The sequence below is a fragment of the Streptomyces sp. BE20 genome (assembly GCF_036322525.1).
GTDB lineage: Bacteria > Actinomycetota > Actinomycetes > Streptomycetales > Streptomycetaceae > Kitasatospora.
In genome coordinates this window covers 67,519-85,356 of record NZ_JAQYWW010000589.1, presented here as the reverse complement: position 1 = coordinate 85,356, position 17,838 = coordinate 67,519, and the positions used below count along the sequence as shown (strand labels likewise).

Below are 17,838 nucleotides of genomic sequence, written 5' to 3'. Positions count from 1 at the left end.
GGACCGTCCGTCCTTCAACCGTGACCGTGACGACCGCGGTGGCCGCTCCGGTGGCTTCAACCGTGACCGTGACGACCGTGGCGGCTTCAACCGCGACCGTGGGGACCGTCCGTCCTTCAACCGTGACCGTGACGACCGCGGCGGTCGCCCCGGTGGCTTCAACCGTGACCGTGACGACCGTGGCGGCTTCAACCGCGACCGTGGGGACCGTCCGTCCTTCAACCGTGACCGTGACGACCGCGGTGGCCGCCCCGGCGGTTTCAACCGTGACCGTGACGACCGTGGCGGCTTCAACCGCGACCGTGACGACCGCGGTGCCCGCTCCTTCGGCGACCGCCCGGCCCGCTCCTTCGGTGACCGTCCGGCCTTCGGCCGTGACGAGCGCGGTGGCAGCGCCGGCGGCGGCAGCAGCCGTCCGTTCTCCCGCCGTGACGACCACCGCTCCGGTGGTCGCCCGCAGGCCGGTGGCGGTTTCAACCGCGACCGTGACGACCGCGGTGGCCGCCCCGGTGGCCCCAGCTCGGGCGGTTTCAACCGCGACGACCGCAAGCCGCGCTGGAAGAACTGACGCCGCAGGCGTCCCGGCCCTCCGGCGAGGCCGCGGGGCGCGGTGACTGAGCGTTGACGACGGGCCCGTTCCACTTCGGTGGAGCGGGCCCGTCGGCGTTCCCGCCCGCAGGAAGGGGGCGGGCGGCGTCCGGGCGGGCCGGGCACGTTGTTCTGGTGCTGAGAATAACCAGTGGCGCCGGCCGGCCGGCGTCCCCTACCGTCGCGGACATGAGCAGCAGAATGCGCAACGTGGCGGCGGAGAACGAGGGGATCGTCGAGCGGGGGAGCTACCGGGTGCCCGGGGGCGAGCTCGTGGACCTGGCCGGGTCGTTGGCGGCGGCCCGCGCCGGGACGGTGTCGTACGCCCCGGCGGAGCTGGACGAGCTGGTGTCGGTGGGCGGCCCGGGGCCGGTGGTGCGGCCCGAGGCCGTCGAGGTCACCGCCGAGGGCAGCATCGGGGCGGCCCGGCGGCTGGTCGAGGCGGGCGCGGGCCCCGTCGGGGTGCTCAACTTCGCCTCCGCGCGGAACCCGGGCGGCGGTTACCTGCGGGGCGCCCGCGCCCAGGAGGAGGACCTCTGCCGCAGCGCCCTGCTGTACACCTGCCTGGTGGAGGCGCCGGACTACTACGAGGCGCACCGGGCCTCCCGCGACCTCAGGTACAGCCACCGGGTGATCGTCTCGCCCGAGGTGCCGGTGATCCGCGGCGGGGGCGGCGAGCTGCTGGCCCGGCCGTACCCGGTCACCTTCCTCACCTCGCCGGCACCGAACGCCGGTCAGCTGGCGCTGCGTTCGGACGCCGGGGACACCGGGACGGAGACGGCCGGCCCGGCCGTGGACGCGGGTGCGACCGTAGACGTCCGGGGCGTGCTCGCCGAGCGGGCCGAGCGGGTGCTCGCCGCGGCGGCGCGGCACGGGATACGCGGGCTGGTGCTGGGGGCGTGGGGCTGCGGGGTGTTCCGCAACGACCCGGCCCAGGTGGCGGAGGCCTTCGAGGGGGCGCTGTCCCGGTACGGGGCCGCCTTCGACCGGGTGGTGTTCGCGGTCTGGGACCGGACGCCGGTCTCGCCGAACCGGGACGCCTTCGAGGCCCGGTTCGGGGGCTGACAGCCCCCGCGCGGGCTCAGCCCCTGGGGGCCGACGGCCTGGTGACGACCGCCGACGCGACGGCCGAGGCGGCGGCGACCACGCCGGTGACGGCGAGGACGGACGGCCAGGCGCCGATCCGCTTCGCCAGCGGGTGCGAGCCGCCGAACGCGACCACGTACAGCCCGGTCAGCGCGGCAGCGGTGGCCGCACCCGAACGCCGGTGCCACTGCGCGGCCGCGCCGGCGCCCGCCACCGCCAGGACGGCCCCGCCGAGTTGGCGGTTGCCGGTCCACCGGGCGACGCCGTAGCCGCCGACCAGACCGCTCGCCGCGGTCAGCGCGGCGGGCACGGTGGCCGTGAGCGCGTTCGGGATCCTCGCCATGGTCGACTCCACTCCTCAGCAGACTCCTCGGACCTCCGACCATAGCCCGCCCGCGGCGCGCGTCCTCGTGCGGGCCGCTCCGCCGCCCGTCCGGCGAAATCCCCCGCGCGGCCCGGTCGCCGTGCCCCGTACTCACCCGGGCGACCGCGGTGCCGCTCGGTACCGCCGCCTCCGCGCTGGTGCAGGTGGGTGCCGTCGTCCTCGTCCTGGCCGCCGCGTTCAGCTGCGAACACCGGGCTGTCGTAGCCCGGTGAGAGACTCCCCCCGTGACTGACCACGTGATCACCGACGGCCTCTACCGCATCCGGAACGTCGCCGCCGGCCTGCTGCTGGAGATCGCCGACGGCAGCCGCCGCAGCGGCGCCAAGGCGGTGCTCGGTGCGGAGAACGGCTCGGACGCGCAGCTCTGGCGGCTGAGCGCCGTCCACCCCGGTGGTGCGCTGTTCCACGTCGAGAACGTCGCCGGCGGCAAGCGGCTCGACGTCACCGGAGCCTCTCCGGAGAACGGCGTCCCGGTCCAGCAGTGGTCCGCCAACGCCTTCGGCGCCCAGGAATGGCTGGTCGAGCACCACCTCGACGACCCCGGCACGTACACGCTCACCAGCTTCGTCAGCGGCAAGGCCCTCACCGCCCCGGACGGTCCGGTCACCGAGCCGCCCGCCCCCGTCCACCAGTGGGAGGACACCGACTCGCCGGCCCAGTGGTGGCGGCTGGAACGGCAGTAGCGGCCCGTCGCAGGTCAGCCCAGGACGAACCCCGCGTGCTTGAACACCGACCGGTCGTGCCAGCCCAGGAAGTCGTGCGCGCGCGCCGAGAGCGGTCGGTCGGGGCGCGCCACCGGGAGGTCGCCCAGGGCCAGGACGGCCCGGCCCGCGGGTGAGTCCGTCCGGTAGTGGGGGGAGACACGGACGGTGCGGTCCTCCGTCACCCCGAGCACGCCGAAGTCGAACAGCGCGTGGTGCAGGGAGCAGAGCGCGAGCGCGTTGTCGACGACGTCGGGGCCGCCCTGGCTGTGCCACTGGACGTGCGCCGCCTCGATGCCCACGGCGGCGCGGCCGAGCCGGCCGTCGTACCCGCAGATCGCACAGGCGTGGTCGAACGCCCGCAGCACGTCGGCGGCGAAGCCGGCGGCCCGGACCCGGCGCCGGGTGATCCGGTACGCCGGCCCGCCCCCCGTCCCGCCCGCCGCGGGGAGCTCCAGGTCGGCGACGTCCAGCTCGGGCAGGGCGACGTCGGCCTGTTCGCAGATCGCCGCCTCCAGGGTGGGTGTGAAGTGCCGGTCCAGCAGCAGCCGGACGGCGACCGCGAGGGCCGACGGGTCCTCGGTGAGCAGCCGTTCGACCTCCGGCCGCAGCCGGCCCACCGCGTCGACCCGGCGCAGCGCGGCACCGCTGTCCCGGACGTCCTTGGCGTCGAGCGGCCGCCCGGCGCCGTCCCGCAGGCTCCAGAGGCTCCGCTCCAGGTGGACGAACGGCATCGCCGCCCGCTGGGCGGCCGTGTTGCGGCCGACGGCGGGCCCGTAGTCGTTGATCAGCCGGCTGACCGGCTGCTCGGCCTCCGCGTACGGCACCTCGCTGGTGCCGAGACGGGCGTGGCGGCCGAGCAGCCAGAGCAGCAGCAGCGGCTTGTGCGGCGCGCGGACGCCGTTGCTCTGCGCCTGCCGGATCCCGGCCAGCCCGGCGAGCAGTTCGCCACGCCTCATGCCCCGTTCTCCCCCCGCTCCGCCGCCTCCCGCGTTCCCGTCACTCCGACAGGTTGGCCCGGAGGGCGTCGAGGTCCTCGTCCGTCGCGCCGTGGGCGTGCAGGTAGGCGGTGACGGAGCCGTGGTGGGCACGGATCCAGTCGAAGGAGGAGGTGAGGAGTTCCTCGGAGATGGGCCGGGAGATGCGCTCGGTACCGGTCTCGTCGATGTAGGGCGTGGGCCCGTCGAGGAGGCCGAGTCCGGTGTTGGAGCGCAGGAAGTCGGCGAGGATCTCGGCCTCGGAGGCGCCCAGCAGCTCCTGGACGACGGCGATGGTGAGCCCGGTGCGGTCCTTGCCGACGGCGCAGTGGACGACGGCCGCCAGGGTGCCGGGGGTGCCGAGCCGGCGGATCGCGGCGACCAGCGAGGGACCGGCGGTCGCGGCCATGAACGGGTAGAGCTCCGCCTGGCCCTCCGGCCAGGGCCGGTCGGTGTCCTCGCGGTTGGCGGGCAGGGTAGGGAGGCTGAGCGTCTCGTGGTCGAGACCGTGCCGCAGGTCCGGCCAGACGTCCAGCTCGAACGGGCTGCGCAGGTCGATCACGGTCCGCAGCCCGAGCGCCTTGAGCCGCTGGGCGCCCTCGGGCGCGAGGGTGTGGAACGAACCGGAGCGGAAGAGCACGCCGCGCCGGAGCGAGCCGACGCTCCCGGCGTCGCGGAAGTTGCGCACCCCGGGGATGTCGATGAAGGCGGACGGCAGGTCGGGTTCACGGTCCGGCAGGTCGTCGGTCATGGCCCTTACCGTACGGGCGCGGGCGCCGCCGGGGGAAGGAATTGGGACACGGCGATCACGCTTGACTTGAAGTCGGCTTCAATTCCTAGGGTCGGTGTCGAGGAACCGGCCCGGCGCGGAGTCGTCGCAGCCGGGCGGAACAGAGGACAGGGAGCCGGCCGTGGAGTACTCGCACAGCGACGCCGAGTTGATCAAGCAGCCCATCGGGTACTGGAGCTGGGCGGCCTACAAGGCCGTCGTCACCCGCACCCGTGGCGCGCTGGAGGAGATCGGCACCACCCAGCCGCAGTGGTGGGTGCTGGCCCAGGTGGCCCGCGCCGGTGCGCCCTTGACGCGGGAGGACGTCTCCCGGGTCCTGCGCGAGTACCTGGACACCGGGCCGGAGGCGCTGGCCGCGGAGATCGACACCACCGTCACGCAGGGCTGGATCGTCGAGGAGGCGGGGGGCCGCCTCACGCTCACCTCCGACGGCCGGGCGTTCTTCGACAAGGCGGCCGGCCTCCAGGACGACCTCTGGGCGGAGCGCCACGCGGACATCACCGACGAGGAGTACCTGACCACTCTCAAGGTCCTCCAGCGCTTCATCCACAACACCGGTGGCCGGGCCTGGCACCACTGAGCCGCCGGGGCCCCGCCGGGAGGGATCCCCTCCGGGGCCCCGGCCACTGCCCTCGTCACCGCCCGCCGGACACGTCCAGGAACGCCCCGGTGGTGTACGAGGAGGCCGGCGACAGCAGGAACAGGATCGCCTCGGCGACCTCCTCCACCTCCCCGCCCCGACGCATCGGCAGGCCCGGCGCGACCCGGTCGACCCGGCCGGGCTCGCCGCCCAGCGCGTGGATCCCGGTGTGGATCAGCCCCGGGCGGACGGCGTTGACCCGGATGCCCTCGGCCGCGACCTCCAGGGACAGGCCGCGGGTCATCGTGTCGACGGCGGCCTTCGCGGCCGCGTAGTCCACGTACTCGTTGGGCGAACCGAGCCGGGCGGCGGCGGAGGAGACGTTGACGATCGCGCCGCCCCGCCCGCCGTGCCGGGTGGACATCCGGCGGACCGCCTGCGCGGCGCAGAGGAACGGACCGGTGATGTTGGCGGCCCAGATCCGGTTGAGACGCTCCTCGTCGATGTCCTCCAGCCGGCCCTGCTTCTCCAGCGTCCCGGCGTTGTTCACCAGCGCGGTGAGCGGACCGAGTTCGGCGTCGACGGTGGCGAACAGCCGCTCCACCTCGGCGCTGCGGGTGACGTCGGCCCGGACGGCGAGCGCGGTGCCGCCCCCGGCCCGGATCTCCTCCACCACGGCGGCGGCGGAGCCCTCGTCGGTCCGGTAGTTGACGCAGACGCGGTAGCCGCGGCGGCCGGCCAGCCGAGCGGTGGCGGCCCCGATGCCGCGCCCGGCACCCGTGATCAGGACCACGTCGGGGCGGTCGGTCTGCTCGGCAGCGGCAGCGGAATCGGTGGCGGTCGACATGCTCCGCACCCTACTCTTCCCCGCTTCGCCGCCGGCGTCGCCACCGCCGCCCTCGTGGTCCTCGGCGCACCGAACTCGGCTGCGGAGCAGCGGGCTTGAGCGGCAGTCCCGGGGCCCCCCGCGACCTCGCGCGGCCCCGGGGGCGGCCCCGGGGGCGGCCCCACGGGAGGTCAGGTCCGCGGCGGGTCCACCGCCCGCAGCCCGTCGCGGTGGACGCCGCCGCCCGGAAATCGCTCGCCCGGCGCGGCCCCGCCGGGCGACACTGCCAACCGAGATCCGACGAAGGGAAGCCCATGCCCGCCACCGCCCCCGGCGCCGTCCTGCTGTCCGGCATCGTCGGCTCGACCGCGTACGGGCTGGCCCACGCCGGCTCCGACATCGACCGCCTCGGCCTCTTCGCCGCCCCGACCGAGGGCTTCCACGGCCTGCACCACCCCGCCGAGTCACAGGTCACCACCGCGCCCGACCGCACCCTGCACGAGGCCGCCAAGTGGTGCCGCCTCGCGCTGAGCTGCAACCCCACCGCCACCGAACTCGTCTGGCTGCCCGAGGACCTGTACGAGGTCCGCACCCCGCTCGGCGACGAGCTGATGGCGATACGCCGGTCGTTCCTGAGCGCCCGCGCCGTCCGCAACGCCTACCTCGGCTACGCCACCCAGCAGTTCAGGAAGCTCCTGACCCGTGACACCACCGAGGCGACGACCAGGGCCCGGGCCGCCAAGCACGCCCGCCACCTGGTCCGCCTGCTGGAACAGGCCGTCCACCTCCACGAGACCGGCCACAACCTGGTCCGCCTCCCCGACCCGGGCCGCGTCCGTGAGCTCGGCGAACGCATCGCCGACGAGCCCGCCGTCGCCGAACGCCTCCTCGCCGCCGCCAACGAGCGCCTCGACCGGCCCGGCGTCCTCCCCGACCGTCCCGACGAGCGCCCCGCCGAGGCCTGGCTCCACCGCGTCCGCGCCGCCCACTACACCCCGGCGGCCACCCCCGCCCCCTGAACCCGGCGCGCCCGAGCAATCCACTGGCGAAGCCCCTCCCCGTACCGGGTAGGATCGCCGTGGTTCGCTCCACCCGGCGCGGACCACGGGGCGCTAGCTCAATTGGCAGAGCTGCGGACTTTTAATCCGTAGGTTCAGGGTTCGAGCCCCTGGCGCCCCACCGCAGGAGGCCCGGGCCGGACGATGTCCGGCCCGGGCCTCTCCACGTCCGCCGCCCGTGCGCCACGGCTCCGGCCGCGCTGTCCGCGCGGAGGAGGCGGCGCCGGATCACGTGGGGAACTCGCCGTACCAGAAGCGTTCGAGGATGTACTTGGGGAGGTACCCGGACTCGACGCCGACGGGGAACTTGCCGTCGTAGGCGAGGCAGGCCATGGCGAACGGGCCGAGGGGGAGGGCGCCGTCGACGTCGGTGGCACGGTCCTCGTCCAGGGTCCAGTAGGCCTTGTGGAGGTTGAGGGCCTCGGCGAGGGCGGGGCCGAACTCCTCCTTGCGCCCGCGCACGAAGTGGTAGAAGAGGTTGAGCGGGGGATACATGATCCCCTGCAGCGCGTCGACCGGGGTGTTCGGCGAGGCCTCGGGGGTCGCGGTCGCGAACGCCGCCGTGAGCTTCTCGACCAGTTCGGGCCGGCGGAGCCAGTAGGTCTGCTGGACGTCGACCCAGTGGAAGACGAACTCGTCGTAGGCGCCCTCGGCCGCGCGCAGCCGCTCCAGCGGGATCTCGGCGAGCCGGGTCATCCGCTGCCGGTCACGGCAGATGACGGCCAGCCAGAACGCGCTGAACCAGTTCCCGGCGTTGGCGAACTTCCGCAGGCCGATCGCCTGGACGGTCCGCTGCTTGTCCTCGATGAAGCACTCGACCGTCCCCTCGTCCGTCCCGGTCACGGCGAACAGGGCGTCGCCCAGCTGCATCGCGACGACCGCGGCCTGCCAGGTCTCCAGCCGGCTGCCTTCCGGGTCGGCCGCGATGTGGGACTGGAACGCGAGGACGGCGGTGCTGAAGGCGAAGTCGATCGATTCGGCGGACCGTTCGAGCCGGTCGACCCGACCGGAGACCGCCTGGCTCTGCCGGTCGGCGAACGCCTCCGCATCGGGGCGGGGCACCAGATGGCGTTCGACGGTCACGGTCACGGAAGAGTCCCCTTGCTGATGTCGAACCTCTGGTACAGAAGGCCATTGTAGCTACCGGTGTTGTAGTCGCCCTTGACGACGACATAGTCGAGCTTGCCGGGGGTGTCGAGCGCCTTTTCGATTTTCTCGACGAGGTCCGTTTCGCCGCGCTTGGTCATTTCCCGCAGGATGTCGAGGAAGTATTCCCGGCTTCCCTGGGAAACGGCCTGGCCCTTGACACCGGGCATGCCGGAGGGCGAGGGGAGGTCGCGCTTGCCGAGCTCCGTCTTGGGGCCGCTCTTGGCCTCGATGACCAGGACGCGGCCGTCCTCGTGCACCCACACCTGGTCGAACTGGTCGCTGCCGCTCTTCGGGCCGAGGAGGGTCTCGCTCTCGAACCCCTTGTAGTGCTCGGCGACGAAGTGGTACTTGGCGGCGCCTTCGCCGAAGGCCTCGGCGGCGGTCCCCATCTCGGTGTGGGACGCCCGGTAGACGCCCTGGGCGTCCGGATGACCGGTGCGGTTCATCCAGTCCGTGACGAGGTTGTCCCACTTGATGGCGTTCTGCTGCTTCAGCGCGAGGTCGTCGAGGATCTTGAGGCGGACGGGATCCGTGACCTTGTCCGCGCCCAGCGGGACCTCGTCGATGTCGAGGTAGTGCGGGTCCGGCGCCTCGGGGGAGTCCTTGGCGCGGATCCACGGACCGTCCTCCGACAGCTTGGTGAGCTGCGGCGGGGGGAATCCGCTCTCGTCGATCGGCTTTCCGCTCAGGCGGCGCCCGAGGATGTTGTAGTGGTCCTCGAAGTAGCCGGGCTCCTCGTTGGCCCGGTAGACCTGGATCTCCTCGATCTGGCCCTTGTCGAGCCGGCCGCGCTCCCCGTACGGGTTCGGGCCGTCGAGCATGGTCGCGGGACGGGGCACGGGCTGGCGAGGGGTCGCGGCGTTGTCGCCGGCGCCGGCCGCGTTGTCGGCCGTGCCGGCCGGGCCGGTGCCCGGGGTGTTGTTGCCGTGGGACCCGCCGCCGCCCGGACCGTCGTTGCCGTGGGACCCGCCGCCGCCCGGGGTGTCGTTGCCGTGCGAGCCGCCGGTGCCCGGGGTGTCGTTGCCGTGGGACCCGCCGCCGCCCGGACCGTCGGTGCCGTGGGAGCCGCCCGTGGTCGGACCGTCCCCGCCGTGGGTGCCGTGGGTGCCGGGGGTGACCGGGCTGTCGCCGCTTCCGCCGCGCGGGGCGTTGAGGTCGTTGCTGGGGCCGTGGCCCGCGTGGCCGCCGGGGAGGTTGTCGCCGGCGTTGACGCGTCCCGTGGGGAAGTTGTCCGCCGGGTTGACCCGCCCCGTGGGGAAGTTGTCGGGGTTGACGCGTCCGGTGGGGACGTGGTCGGCGACGTTGACGGGGCCGGACACGTCGGAGGTGAGGCGGATGCCGTCGTTCCCGCCGCGGGCGCCGGCGCCGACCAGTTCGCGGGTGTCGACCTTGACGGGGGTCTCCGTCTTGAGGGGCGCGTGGTCCTTGGCGGGCCTGTCGACGATGTCGGGCTTGGCCTCGTCGACGCGTTGGGTGATGTTGCCGCCGGCGTCGTAGATGTTGCCCTTGGGGTCCATGAACCGCGGTGGGCCGTCGACGGGGAGTTTGACGGTGCCGGTGGGCAGGGTGGTGGTGTTCTTGGGGAATTTGACGGTGTCGTCGCCGACCTTGAACGCGCCGTCGGGGACGGCGACGTTCTTGGGGATACGGATGGTGCCGTCGGGGAGTTTGAGGGCGCCTTCGGGGAGGGCGACGGCCTTGTCGATGTTGATGGTGGGGACTTCGAATTTTCCGAGGCCCTTGAGGCTGGTCATCACGTCGCCGATTTTGGTGAAACCGGCGCCGGCGCCCTTGAAGAGGTAGGTCATCGGGTCGATGACCCTGCCGGCCTTGCCCGCGAGGGAGATGGCCTTGGCGGCGGCGCCTGCCTTGCCGGCGCCGGAGGCGGCGCCGCCCGCGCCGCCGGTGAAGACGGTGGTGAGGACGTTGAAGGTGACGGCTCCGGCGGCACGGGAGGGGTTGGAGCCCCATTGGTCCCAGGCGAGGAGGGCCTTGCCGGTCTCCTTCATGGCGGTGCGGGAGTCGCGGAGCCAGGAGGGGAGCTTGTCGTCGGGGACGGCGAGGAAGAGCGGTCCGACGCCGGGGATCGCGGTGATGGCGAGGCCGGTGGCGAGTTTGGCGAGGCCGGTCCAGGCCTGGCCGGCGGCGTCCCAGCCCTGGAAGCCGACGAGGGTGCCGAGGCCGACGAGGGTGCCCCAGACGCCGTCGACGATGACGCCCTTGCCGAACTCCCAGGCGTGTTCCCAGACCTGCCACCAGGGGATGGACTCCTCGACGGCCTCGCCCCAGGGGAGGGTCTTGGACTGCTTCAACGCCTCGGCGTCGTAGCCGTACATGTCCTTGCCGTTGGAGCCGTCGTTGACCTTGAGCGGGGAGCCGCCGACGAGCGCGACGATCTTGGCGTGGGCGGCGCGTTCGACGGCCTGGAACTGGGTCCAGACCTCGGCGATCTCGTTGCGGCGGTCGTTGTTCTCGTCGACGAGGTCGCCGTCCTCGCGCCACTTGTCGTCGCTGTTGGCCTTGTTGCGGAAGGTCTCGGCCTCGTGCTTGAGGTCCTGCAGCTTCTTGACGATGGGGGCGGCGTCGCGGCTGTAGGTGCCGAGTGCGCCGGCGATGGTGCACAGGTCGGTGCTGAGTTTGAGGCCGAGGTCCTGGACGGGTTTGGTGGTCGCGAAGAGTTGCTCGGCCTCGGGCGCCTGGTAGAAGGCGCGCAGGCCGCCGAAGCTGGTGTGGACGTTGCCGGTGGCGGTGGAGATGGCGGGGCCACTGGTGGAGATGGCCTTGACGTTGGCGTCGAGGAGCGCGAGGTTCCCGGTGAACACCGGGACCTCGGACGGGTTGACCGGCTTGTTGTCGGTCACTTCTTGCCCCCCGGCTGGTCGCGCAGGGCTTCCAGGTTGATGGCCCGCGCCGCGTCCTGGGCCTGCTTCGCCGCCGTCAGGTCACCTTCGAGGTACTCGTTGGTGGCCTTCACCGCGCCGCGCAGGCACGCCTCGATCCGCTCCGACATCGACTTCAGCTCGGCCTTCCGGCCCTCCAGGTACTGGCTCAGCGCGGCCGCGACCGGGCCCATCGCCTTCTGCGACAACGGGGGCGCGCCGACCGGCACCGGCCCCTGCAGGCGGGTCTCCGACTGCGAACCGGGCACGGCGGTGCCCGCGTTCTGGGCCGCCTGGGACAGGTTCGTCATCAGGGTGTTCAGAGCTGTCTCCAGATCACCCGCATGCCCGCCGACAGTCTTCAACTGCCCCTGTACGCCCTGTGGCTTGATGTCCCAAGCAACCATCAACAACCCCCGTTGTCAGACCGTCCGGCAAAACCCGTTCGGCCGTGTTCAGCCGATGTTGGCGACGGCGGCCTTCGCCCGCGCCAGCGTCTGCTGGGCCGTGCCGTCGTTCTGCTCCAGCGTCGTCTTCAGCAGCTGGACGATGTTCCGCACCTCCTGCGAGGCGTTCTTCCAGCGCAGTTCCTTGGCGTGGTAGTCGTCCGCCACACCGTCGGCGGTGAAGTCCGCGATGGCGGCCTTCACCTGCGCGTCACGCGCCGCGATCACCTGCTCCAGCTGGCCGATGACCAGCTGGAGGTTGCGCTGCGCCTCGGTCGAGGCGCCCGAGTCGTACGAACGGCGGTCCGTTCCACCGGCCATCACACATCACTCCCCGTTGTGGTTCCAAGGTTCTGACGAAGGCTCCGGGGCCGTTCGTCAGCGGCTGCCCGAGAACCGGGCCGCGTCGAAGTTCGCCGACGCCATCTGCTGCTTCGCGTTCTGGCCCTGCTCCTGGTCGCCGGAGCCGAAGGCCTGTTCCATGCCCGACTGGCCGCCCAGGATGGCCGACAGCGAGGAGTTCAGCGCCTGGGTGATCTCGTCCGACCGCGACTTGAACGAGTCGAAGGCGACCTTGCCCTGGCCGTTGAACTTGCCCTCCAGCGGCTGCGCGGCCTGCACCAGCTGCTTGATCAGCGTGCCCAGGTCCGCACTCGACGTCCGGGACCCGGACATCAGCTTGGTCAGCGCCTGCGTCCCCATGTCGAACTTCATACCGCTCCCCCGTCCGCTCGACCGAATGAATGTCTATCCAACTTGCTACCAACGTTCTATCAACTCACCCCGACAACGCAAGCTGTCGGGGGGGACCGTGACGAACATATGACAAGGTGAAGGTGACTTCACGCGCCCTTCAAATGCCGCACCAGCCGCTCGAAGTCGGCCCACCCGGAGAGGTCGGACGGGTCCCCGGGCAGCGGGTAGTAGTAGGCGGGCCGGGTCTTCGGACCGAGCGCCACCGGCTGCTGCGACAGCGGCGTGCGCCGGGCACGGTCGTCCGGCAGCGCCCGGACCTCCTCCGCGCCGAGGACGAAGGCCAGCGGCACGCCCGGGCCCTCGAAGCGGGGCGGCACCGCCAGGTCGCGGCGGGCCCTGCGCAGCTGGAGGAGCATCGACTGGAGCCGGTGCCGGGTGACCAGCGTCTGCGCGACCCCCGGCAGCGCGTCCAACGGCGGCTCCTCGTCGGCCCCGTAGCCGAACGCCAGGGTCACGTCCTCCTCGACCCCCGCCTTGGTCCGGGTGACCTTCAGCGTGGCCAGACCCGGCCGCTCCGGGCTGCCGACCACCACGAACCAGGTCGGCTCGGGCGCCCGCGAGTGCGCGAGGTCGGTCAGCCGCCCGAGGGACCAGGGCAGGTTGGCGGGTTCGGCGGTGCCCCAGCCGGCCGGGGGCTCCCCGGTGAGCTCGCGCCAGACCGTCTCCAGGGCGCCGCCGAGGACCAGCCGGTCGTCCGCCGGGTGGACCGTCCGGAACGTGATCGCCAACTGCCGATCGGCGGAGGCCCGGACCTCCTGGTACGAGGCCGCCACCGGGGTGCGCGGATCGTCGGCGGTGGCGTCCGCCGGTACCACGGTGGCGAACATGCCCTCCTGCCAGCGCAGCACCGCGCCCGTGTGCCCGTCGTAGTACCCGTCGCGATCGTCCTGGACGACCCAGCGCGACGGCCAGCCCGGCAGGTTCGCGAGGACGGCGGGGGAGAGCGTCGTCCCGGCGGGGGTGACGATCTGCAGGCCCCGGCTGCTGGCGGCGGCGGCCCGGAAGGCGTCGGAGAGCCAGGCGGTCATGGCGACCACCGGGCGGTCCATGATGACCACGGCGACCTTGTCGGTCAGTACGTCGACGGCGGGCTGGGCGGCGGCGGGCGCCGGCGCCGCGGTCAGGCCCGTCGTCTCCACCACGGCCGTCGACCGCGCGGCCTGCGGCGGCCACGCGCTGCCCCCGGACAGGGAGGCCAGCCGGGCCGCGAAGGCGCCCGCGAGCCGCTCCGCGTCCGGGACGCCGGTGGTGGCCCGGGCCTCCGTCCACCAGAACGGGACCCGCGGCGGGTTCGCGCCGAGCAGTCGCTCGGCCTCGCCCCGGACCTGCACCAGCAGCGGCGCCTCGACGGAGAGCAGCGGCCGGCCCTGTTCGTCGCAGAGCTGGATGACCGCGTCCTCGCCCGCCGTGTTCACCAGCTTGTCGGGCCCGCCGGCGAGCAGGCCGGCGAGCACGCTCCAGGGGTCGGGCATCCGCGGGGTGAGGGTGATGACGTCCTTGGTCATGGGGTCGTGAGGTCCTTCGGGGTGGCGGCCGTACGGGTGGCGGGCGCGCGAGCGGTCGGGCGGGCACGCGTTCGGCCGTGCGGGGCGTCCGGGGTGTCCAGGACGCGGGGAACGCGCGGGAGGGACGGGCGGTGCGGTCAGTCGGCCGTGTAGACGGTCTGGATCAGGCGGTTCTCCTGCCCCCGGCGGACCAGGACCCCGCGCCCCGCGGGCTGCTGGGAGGCGTAGACCCCGGGGAACAGCTGGCCCTCGCCGCGGTCGCCCGCCATCACCACCGCGGTCGCTCCCGACTCCCGCAGGGCCTGCACCAGCGGCTCGTACATGCCGCGCGAGGCGCCCGCCACCCGGCGGGTCAGCACGAAGTGCAGACCGATGTCCGCGGCCGAGGGGAGGTAGGGCAGGAACGGTTCGAGCGGGCTCTGGCCGGCGGTGGTGAGCACGTCGTAGTCGTCGACGAGCACCACGATCCGCGGGCCGCCGCCCCAGCTGCCGGCTTCCAGTGCGTCCAGCGGCGCGTTCTCGTCGGGCAGCCGGCGTTCCAGCTCGGTGGAGACGCCGGCCGCCAGGCCCGCGCACATCCGGGCGTTGTACGCGTAGCCGCCGCTGTACTCCTCCGGGATCACGCCGCGCAGGCTGCGCCGCGGGTCCATGACGGCGAAGACCAGTTCGTCCGCGCCGTGCCGCTCGATCAGGCCGGCGGCGAGGGTCTTCAGCAGGTTGGTCTTGCCGCACTCGCTGTCGCCCATCACCAACAGGTGCTGGTCGTGCCGGAAGAGGTCCAGCAGGACGGGTTCCAGCGCCGCCTGGTCCAGGCCGAGCGGGACCCGCTTCGGCTCGGCGACCGGCCCCGGGAGCAGGTGCGGCTCCAGGACGTGCGGCAGGACCCGGACCGGTTGGGCGACCTCGCCGCTCCAGGTGGCGCGCACGGTGCGGGCCGTCTGCTCCAGGACGGTGCCCAGCTCCGCGGTGTCGGCGAGCCCGTCGGTCCGGGGCAGGGCGACCTGGGCGAAGAGCCGGCCGTCGGTCAGGACGCGGCCGGGCTCGTCGGCGGCGAGGGTCGCGGCGAGCTTGCGCTCGATGCTGGTCTCGGTGGGGTCGTTGAGCCGCAGCTCCACGCGGGTGCCGAAGTTCGACTGGGTGGCGATGCGGACGTCGTTCCAGCGGAGCATGCCGGCCACCACGTGGATGCCGTAGCCGCCACCGCGCTTGAGGATGTCGACGACGGCGTCGTCGAGGTCCTCGAAGTCGTCGCGCAGCGCGCCGAAGCCGTCGATGACGAGGACGATCTCGGCGGACGCCAGCCGGGGCAGCCGGCCCGCCGCGTGCAGGGTGCGCAGCTGCTCGACGGAGTCGATGTTGTGGTCGCGGAAGACGTTCTCGCGGGTGGTGAGCATGGTCCGCACCTCCTCGACCGTGCGGGCCGCCCGTTCGCGGTCGGCGCGGCCGGCGATGCCGCCGACGTGCGGCAGCCCCGACAGGGCCTGGAGGCCGCCGCCGACCAGGTCGAGGCCGTAGACGCCGACCTCCTGCGGGGTGTGGGTCAGTGCGAGCGAGAGGACGAGGGTGCGCAGCAGCGTGGTCTTGCCGGACTGCGGGCCGCCGATGACGGCGGCGTGGCCGCCCGCGACCGTGAGGTCCAGGAACCACTCGCCCTGCCACTGCTTCGCCGGGTCGTCGAGGAGACCGAGCGGCACCTGGAGCCGTCCGCGCCGCCGGGCGAGCTGCAGCCCGCGCGGACCGACGTCCAGCGGGCCCGCGATCGCGTCGAGCGGGACGGCGCCGGGCAGCGGCGGCAGCCAGATCTGGCGGGCGGGGTCGGCGGCGTGCTCCAGCTGTCCGACGATGACGCCGAGTTCGGTCGGGCCGGTCTCGCGGCGCCGGGTGGCCGGCTCCCGCTGCTCCTGGCCCTCGGGCCGGGACATGCTGTTGAACGCCGGGTACTCCAGGGCGAGCGGTCCGCTCTGTTCCTGTTCGCTGCGCTGGACGGGGCCCCGGTAGCCGCCGGAGACGTAGCTGGCCTTGAAGCGCTCGTAGTGGCTGGTGTCGACCTTGAGGTAGCCGAAGCCGGGCAGCGGCGGGAGGTGGAAGGCGTCGGTGGTGTCCAGGACGGTGCGGGACTCGTCGGCGGAGAAGGTCCGCAGGCCCAGCCGGTAGGACAGGTAGGTGTCCAGGCCCTTCAGGTTGCCGCCCTCGATGCGCTGGCTGGACAGCAGCAGGTGCACGCCGATGGAGCGGCCGATCCGGCCGATCGACAGGAAGAGGTCGATGAAGTCGGGCTTGGCGGTGAGGAGTTCGCCGAACTCGTCGATGACGACGAACAGGTGCGGCAGCGGGTCCAGGTCGGGCCGTCGTTCGGCGCGCAGGGCGGCGTAGGCGCCGATGTCGGCGACGTTGCCCGCGTCCTTGAGGACCTGCTGGCGGCGCTTGACCTCGCCCGCGAGCGAGGCGTGCACGCGCTCGACCAGGCCGGCCTGGTTCTCCAGGTTGGTGATGACGCCGGCGACGTGCGGCAGTTCCGCGAAGGGGGCGAAGGTCGCCCCGCCCTTGTAGTCGACCAGGACCAGTGCGAGGTCCTCCGGCGGGTGCGTGGCGACGAGGGCGAGCACCAGGGTGCGCAGCAGTTCGGACTTGCCGGAGCCGGTGGCGCCGACGCAGAGGCCGTGCGGCCCCATGCCCAGTTCGGAGGACTCCTTCAGGTCGAGCAGCACGGGCTCGCGGGAGTCGCTGATGCCGATGGGGACGCGGAGGAAGGCGCGTTCGCCGCGCGGCGCCCAGAGCCGGCCGAGGTCGAGGCGGGCGACGTCGTCGATGCCGAGCAGGTCGGCGAAGTCGACCGGGCCGGACAGCGGGGCGTCGACGAGCGACTCGGCGGACAGCCGCAGCGGGGCGAGCATCCGGGCCAGGCCCTCGGCGAAGGGGACGCCGACCTCGTCCACGGTGCCGTGGGCGCTGATCGGCTGCTCCTCGCGCAGGTCCTCGATGACCACCCGGTCGCCGTCGACGGTGATCCGCAGACCGATCTGTCCGGGTTCCTGGATCCGCTGTTCGAGCAGGTGCAGCACGGTGACGCCCATCTCCCGCAGCCCGACGGCCTCGTCGGGGAGCGGCAGGTCGACGGCGTCGTCGCCGTGCCCGTCGGCGATCACCAGCAGTCGGGAGGTCATGGAGAGGGCGTCCTGGCCGGACAGGCCCCGGCGCACCTCGGCCGCGTAGGAGGCGCGGCGGCGCAGTTCGGGGCCGAGCTGCTGGGCGAGCTGGGCCACGGAGGGGGCGATGCGGCGGGCGGCGACGGGACCGTCGAGCTGCTCGGTGTCGAGCAGGTGCGGCATCCACTTGGCCCACTCCCAGTCGGTGAGCCGGTCGCCGGGCACGGCGAGCGCGACGGTCACGTCGTCGGGTGCGTGCAGGGCGGCGGTCTGGACGAGCAGGGCGCGGGCGACGCGCAGGCAGTCCTCGCGGGGGCCGACGACGCTGATGTCGCCGACGCGGTCGAGCGGGACGGTGAGCGGGAGTTCGGTGCCGGTGCGGAAGCGGGTGGTGAGCGCCGAGGCCTCGTTGAGCATGAAGCGGTCCGGCGGGGTGAGGACGGACGAGCTCTGCTGACCGATCCGCAGGTCCCGGACGGGCATCTCGCCGGTGCCGACGCGGACCCGCAGGAAGTCGCCGTCGACGCGGCGGCGCTCCCACAGCCGGGCCGGGTCGCGGACGATGTCGTACAGGGCGGGCGGCGGCGGGTTGAGGACGCCGGCGTGCTCGCCCCGTTCGCGCTCCTCGCCGGCGAGTTCCTCGCGGAGGTCCTCCAGGTAGGAGAGGTAGGCCTCGCGCTGGGTGCGGCGGGTGCGCTGGGCCTTGCCGCGCTGGGAGAAGACCAGGCCGAGGGAGCCGATGACGGTGACGACCAGGACCAGCGCGCCGAGGGCGGCGAACTGGCTGTTGCGGACGACCGTCATCATCACGACCGAGGACATCACGCCGGCCACCGGCAGCAGCGACATCGCGATGTTGCCGGCCTTCCCCTCGGGGAGGTTGGGCGGTGCCTCGATGGTGCGGGCCTCGGGGGCGGCCGGGGGCCTGACGGTCCTGGCCGGGCGGTGGATCAGTCGGGTACTCAT

The 17,838-nt window shown here is 73.2% G+C and carries 15 protein-coding genes, 1 tRNA gene and 1 pseudogene; 5 read left to right on the top strand and 12 right to left on the bottom strand.

The genetic code is table 11. The features are described 5' to 3' along the window. Window positions 1–439, bottom strand: a pseudogene (locus PUR61_RS11925) (hypothetical protein); the annotation flags it as partial. 338 nt (window positions 440–777) lie between these two features. Between PUR61_RS11925 and PUR61_RS11920 the strand changes: the two are divergent. Beyond that, window positions 778–1,653, top strand: coding sequence for a TIGR02452 family protein (locus PUR61_RS11920; protein WP_329878639.1), 876 nt, complete (start codon window positions 778–780; stop codon window positions 1,651–1,653). A 16-nt stretch (window positions 1,654–1,669) separates the two neighbouring features. On the opposite strand, the gene PUR61_RS11915 is transcribed toward PUR61_RS11920, so the two are convergent. Further along, window positions 1,670–2,017, bottom strand: a complete 348-nt coding sequence (locus PUR61_RS11915; RefSeq protein ID WP_329878637.1) for a hypothetical protein — start codon at window positions 2,015–2,017, stop codon at window positions 1,670–1,672. A gap of 266 nt (window positions 2,018–2,283) precedes the next feature. Here PUR61_RS11915 and PUR61_RS11910 point away from each other — a divergent pair, with 266 nt between their 5' ends. Further along, complete coding sequence (locus PUR61_RS11910) at window positions 2,284–2,742, top strand: RICIN domain-containing protein (RefSeq protein WP_329878635.1); 459 nt, start codon at window positions 2,284–2,286, stop codon at window positions 2,740–2,742. 14 nt (window positions 2,743–2,756) lie between these two features. Here the strand turns inward: PUR61_RS11910 and PUR61_RS11905 are convergent, their stop codons facing one another. After that, complete coding sequence (locus tag PUR61_RS11905; protein ID WP_329878633.1) at window positions 2,757–3,719, bottom strand: phosphorothioated DNA-binding restriction endonuclease; 963 nt, start codon at window positions 3,717–3,719, stop codon at window positions 2,757–2,759. Window positions 3,720–3,759: 40 nt separating this feature from the next. Continuing rightward, a complete protein-coding gene (locus PUR61_RS11900; protein WP_329878631.1) occupies window positions 3,760–4,488 on the bottom strand; it encodes a tyrosine-protein phosphatase in 729 nt (242 codons plus the stop codon). 160 nt (window positions 4,489–4,648) lie between these two features. Here PUR61_RS11900 and PUR61_RS11895 point away from each other — a divergent pair, with 160 nt between their 5' ends. Next, window positions 4,649–5,107 (top strand): MarR family winged helix-turn-helix transcriptional regulator, encoded by a 459-nt coding sequence (locus tag PUR61_RS11895; RefSeq protein ID WP_329878629.1) that lies wholly within the window; start codon window positions 4,649–4,651, stop codon window positions 5,105–5,107. Between the two features lie 55 nt (window positions 5,108–5,162). Here PUR61_RS11895 and PUR61_RS11890 read toward each other — a convergent pair whose 3' ends face one another. Beyond that, entirely contained in the window at window positions 5,163–5,954 is a 792-nt protein-coding gene (locus tag PUR61_RS11890; protein ID WP_329878627.1) for an SDR family oxidoreductase, read from the bottom strand. Between the two features lie 293 nt (window positions 5,955–6,247). On the opposite strand from PUR61_RS11890, the gene PUR61_RS11885 reads away from it, so the two are divergent. Then, window positions 6,248–6,952, top strand: coding sequence for a nucleotidyltransferase domain-containing protein (locus PUR61_RS11885; RefSeq protein ID WP_329878625.1), 705 nt, complete (start codon window positions 6,248–6,250; stop codon window positions 6,950–6,952). An 87-nt stretch (window positions 6,953–7,039) separates the two neighbouring features. Further along, a tRNA-Lys gene (locus PUR61_RS11880) sits at window positions 7,040–7,112 on the top strand. Window positions 7,113–7,219: 107 nt separating this feature from the next. Here the strand turns inward: PUR61_RS11880 and PUR61_RS11875 are convergent. The 7 genes from PUR61_RS11875 to eccCa form a co-directional block, all read right to left on the bottom strand. Continuing rightward, window positions 7,220–8,080 (bottom strand): immunity 49 family protein, encoded by an 861-nt coding sequence (locus tag PUR61_RS11875; RefSeq protein WP_329878623.1) that lies wholly within the window; start codon window positions 8,078–8,080, stop codon window positions 7,220–7,222. Beyond that, window positions 8,077–11,001, bottom strand: a complete 2,925-nt coding sequence (locus tag PUR61_RS11870; RefSeq protein WP_329878621.1) for a hypothetical protein — start codon at window positions 10,999–11,001, stop codon at window positions 8,077–8,079. Before PUR61_RS11870 ends, PUR61_RS11875 begins: the two co-directional genes overlap by 4 nt. Further along, a complete protein-coding gene (locus tag PUR61_RS11865) occupies window positions 10,998–11,426 on the bottom strand; it encodes a DUF6507 family protein (RefSeq protein WP_329878619.1) in 429 nt (142 codons plus the stop codon). Before PUR61_RS11865 ends, PUR61_RS11870 begins: the two co-directional genes overlap by 4 nt. A 48-nt stretch (window positions 11,427–11,474) precedes the next feature. Beyond that, complete coding sequence (locus tag PUR61_RS11860; protein ID WP_329878617.1) at window positions 11,475–11,786, bottom strand: pore-forming ESAT-6 family protein; 312 nt, start codon at window positions 11,784–11,786, stop codon at window positions 11,475–11,477. Window positions 11,787–11,843: 57 nt separating this feature from the next. Continuing rightward, the gene (locus PUR61_RS11855) at window positions 11,844–12,179 is read right to left on the bottom strand and encodes a hypothetical protein (protein ID WP_329878615.1); all 336 of its coding nucleotides are present in this window, start codon (window positions 12,177–12,179) and stop codon (window positions 11,844–11,846) included. 128 nt (window positions 12,180–12,307) lie between these two features. Further along, window positions 12,308–13,726, bottom strand: a complete 1,419-nt coding sequence (locus tag PUR61_RS11850; RefSeq protein WP_329878614.1) for a DUF6177 family protein — start codon at window positions 13,724–13,726, stop codon at window positions 12,308–12,310. 137 nt (window positions 13,727–13,863) lie between these two features. Next, window positions 13,864–17,838, bottom strand: coding sequence for a type VII secretion protein EccCa (gene eccCa / locus PUR61_RS11845; RefSeq protein WP_329878613.1), 3,975 nt, complete (start codon window positions 17,836–17,838; stop codon window positions 13,864–13,866).

Bases quoted from the DNA above. Each gene is read 5' to 3' on its own strand.
- PUR61_RS11920 (WP_329878639.1), top strand. From the start codon at position 778: ATGAGCAGCAGAATGCGCAACGTGGCGGCGGAGAACGAGGGGATCGTC.
- PUR61_RS11915 (WP_329878637.1), bottom strand. From the start codon at position 2,017: ATGGCGAGGATCCCGAACGCGCTCACGGCCACCGTGCCCGCCGCGCTG.
- PUR61_RS11905 (WP_329878633.1), bottom strand. From the start codon at position 3,719: ATGAGGCGTGGCGAACTGCTCGCCGGGCTGGCCGGGATCCGGCAGGCG.
- PUR61_RS11900 (WP_329878631.1), bottom strand. From the start codon at position 4,488: ATGACCGACGACCTGCCGGACCGTGAACCCGACCTGCCGTCCGCCTTC.
- PUR61_RS11890 (WP_329878627.1), bottom strand. From the start codon at position 5,954: ATGTCGACCGCCACCGATTCCGCTGCCGCTGCCGAGCAGACCGACCGC.
- PUR61_RS11885 (WP_329878625.1), top strand. From the start codon at position 6,248: ATGCCCGCCACCGCCCCCGGCGCCGTCCTGCTGTCCGGCATCGTCGGC.
- PUR61_RS11865 (WP_329878619.1), bottom strand. From the start codon at position 11,426: ATGGTTGCTTGGGACATCAAGCCACAGGGCGTACAGGGGCAGTTGAAG.
- PUR61_RS11860 (WP_329878617.1), bottom strand. From the start codon at position 11,786: ATGGCCGGTGGAACGGACCGCCGTTCGTACGACTCGGGCGCCTCGACC.
- PUR61_RS11855 (WP_329878615.1), bottom strand. From the start codon at position 12,179: ATGAAGTTCGACATGGGGACGCAGGCGCTGACCAAGCTGATGTCCGGG.
- PUR61_RS11850 (WP_329878614.1), bottom strand. From the start codon at position 13,726: ATGACCAAGGACGTCATCACCCTCACCCCGCGGATGCCCGACCCCTGG.
- eccCa (WP_329878613.1), bottom strand. From the start codon at position 17,838: ATGAGTACCCGACTGATCCACCGCCCGGCCAGGACCGTCAGGCCCCCG.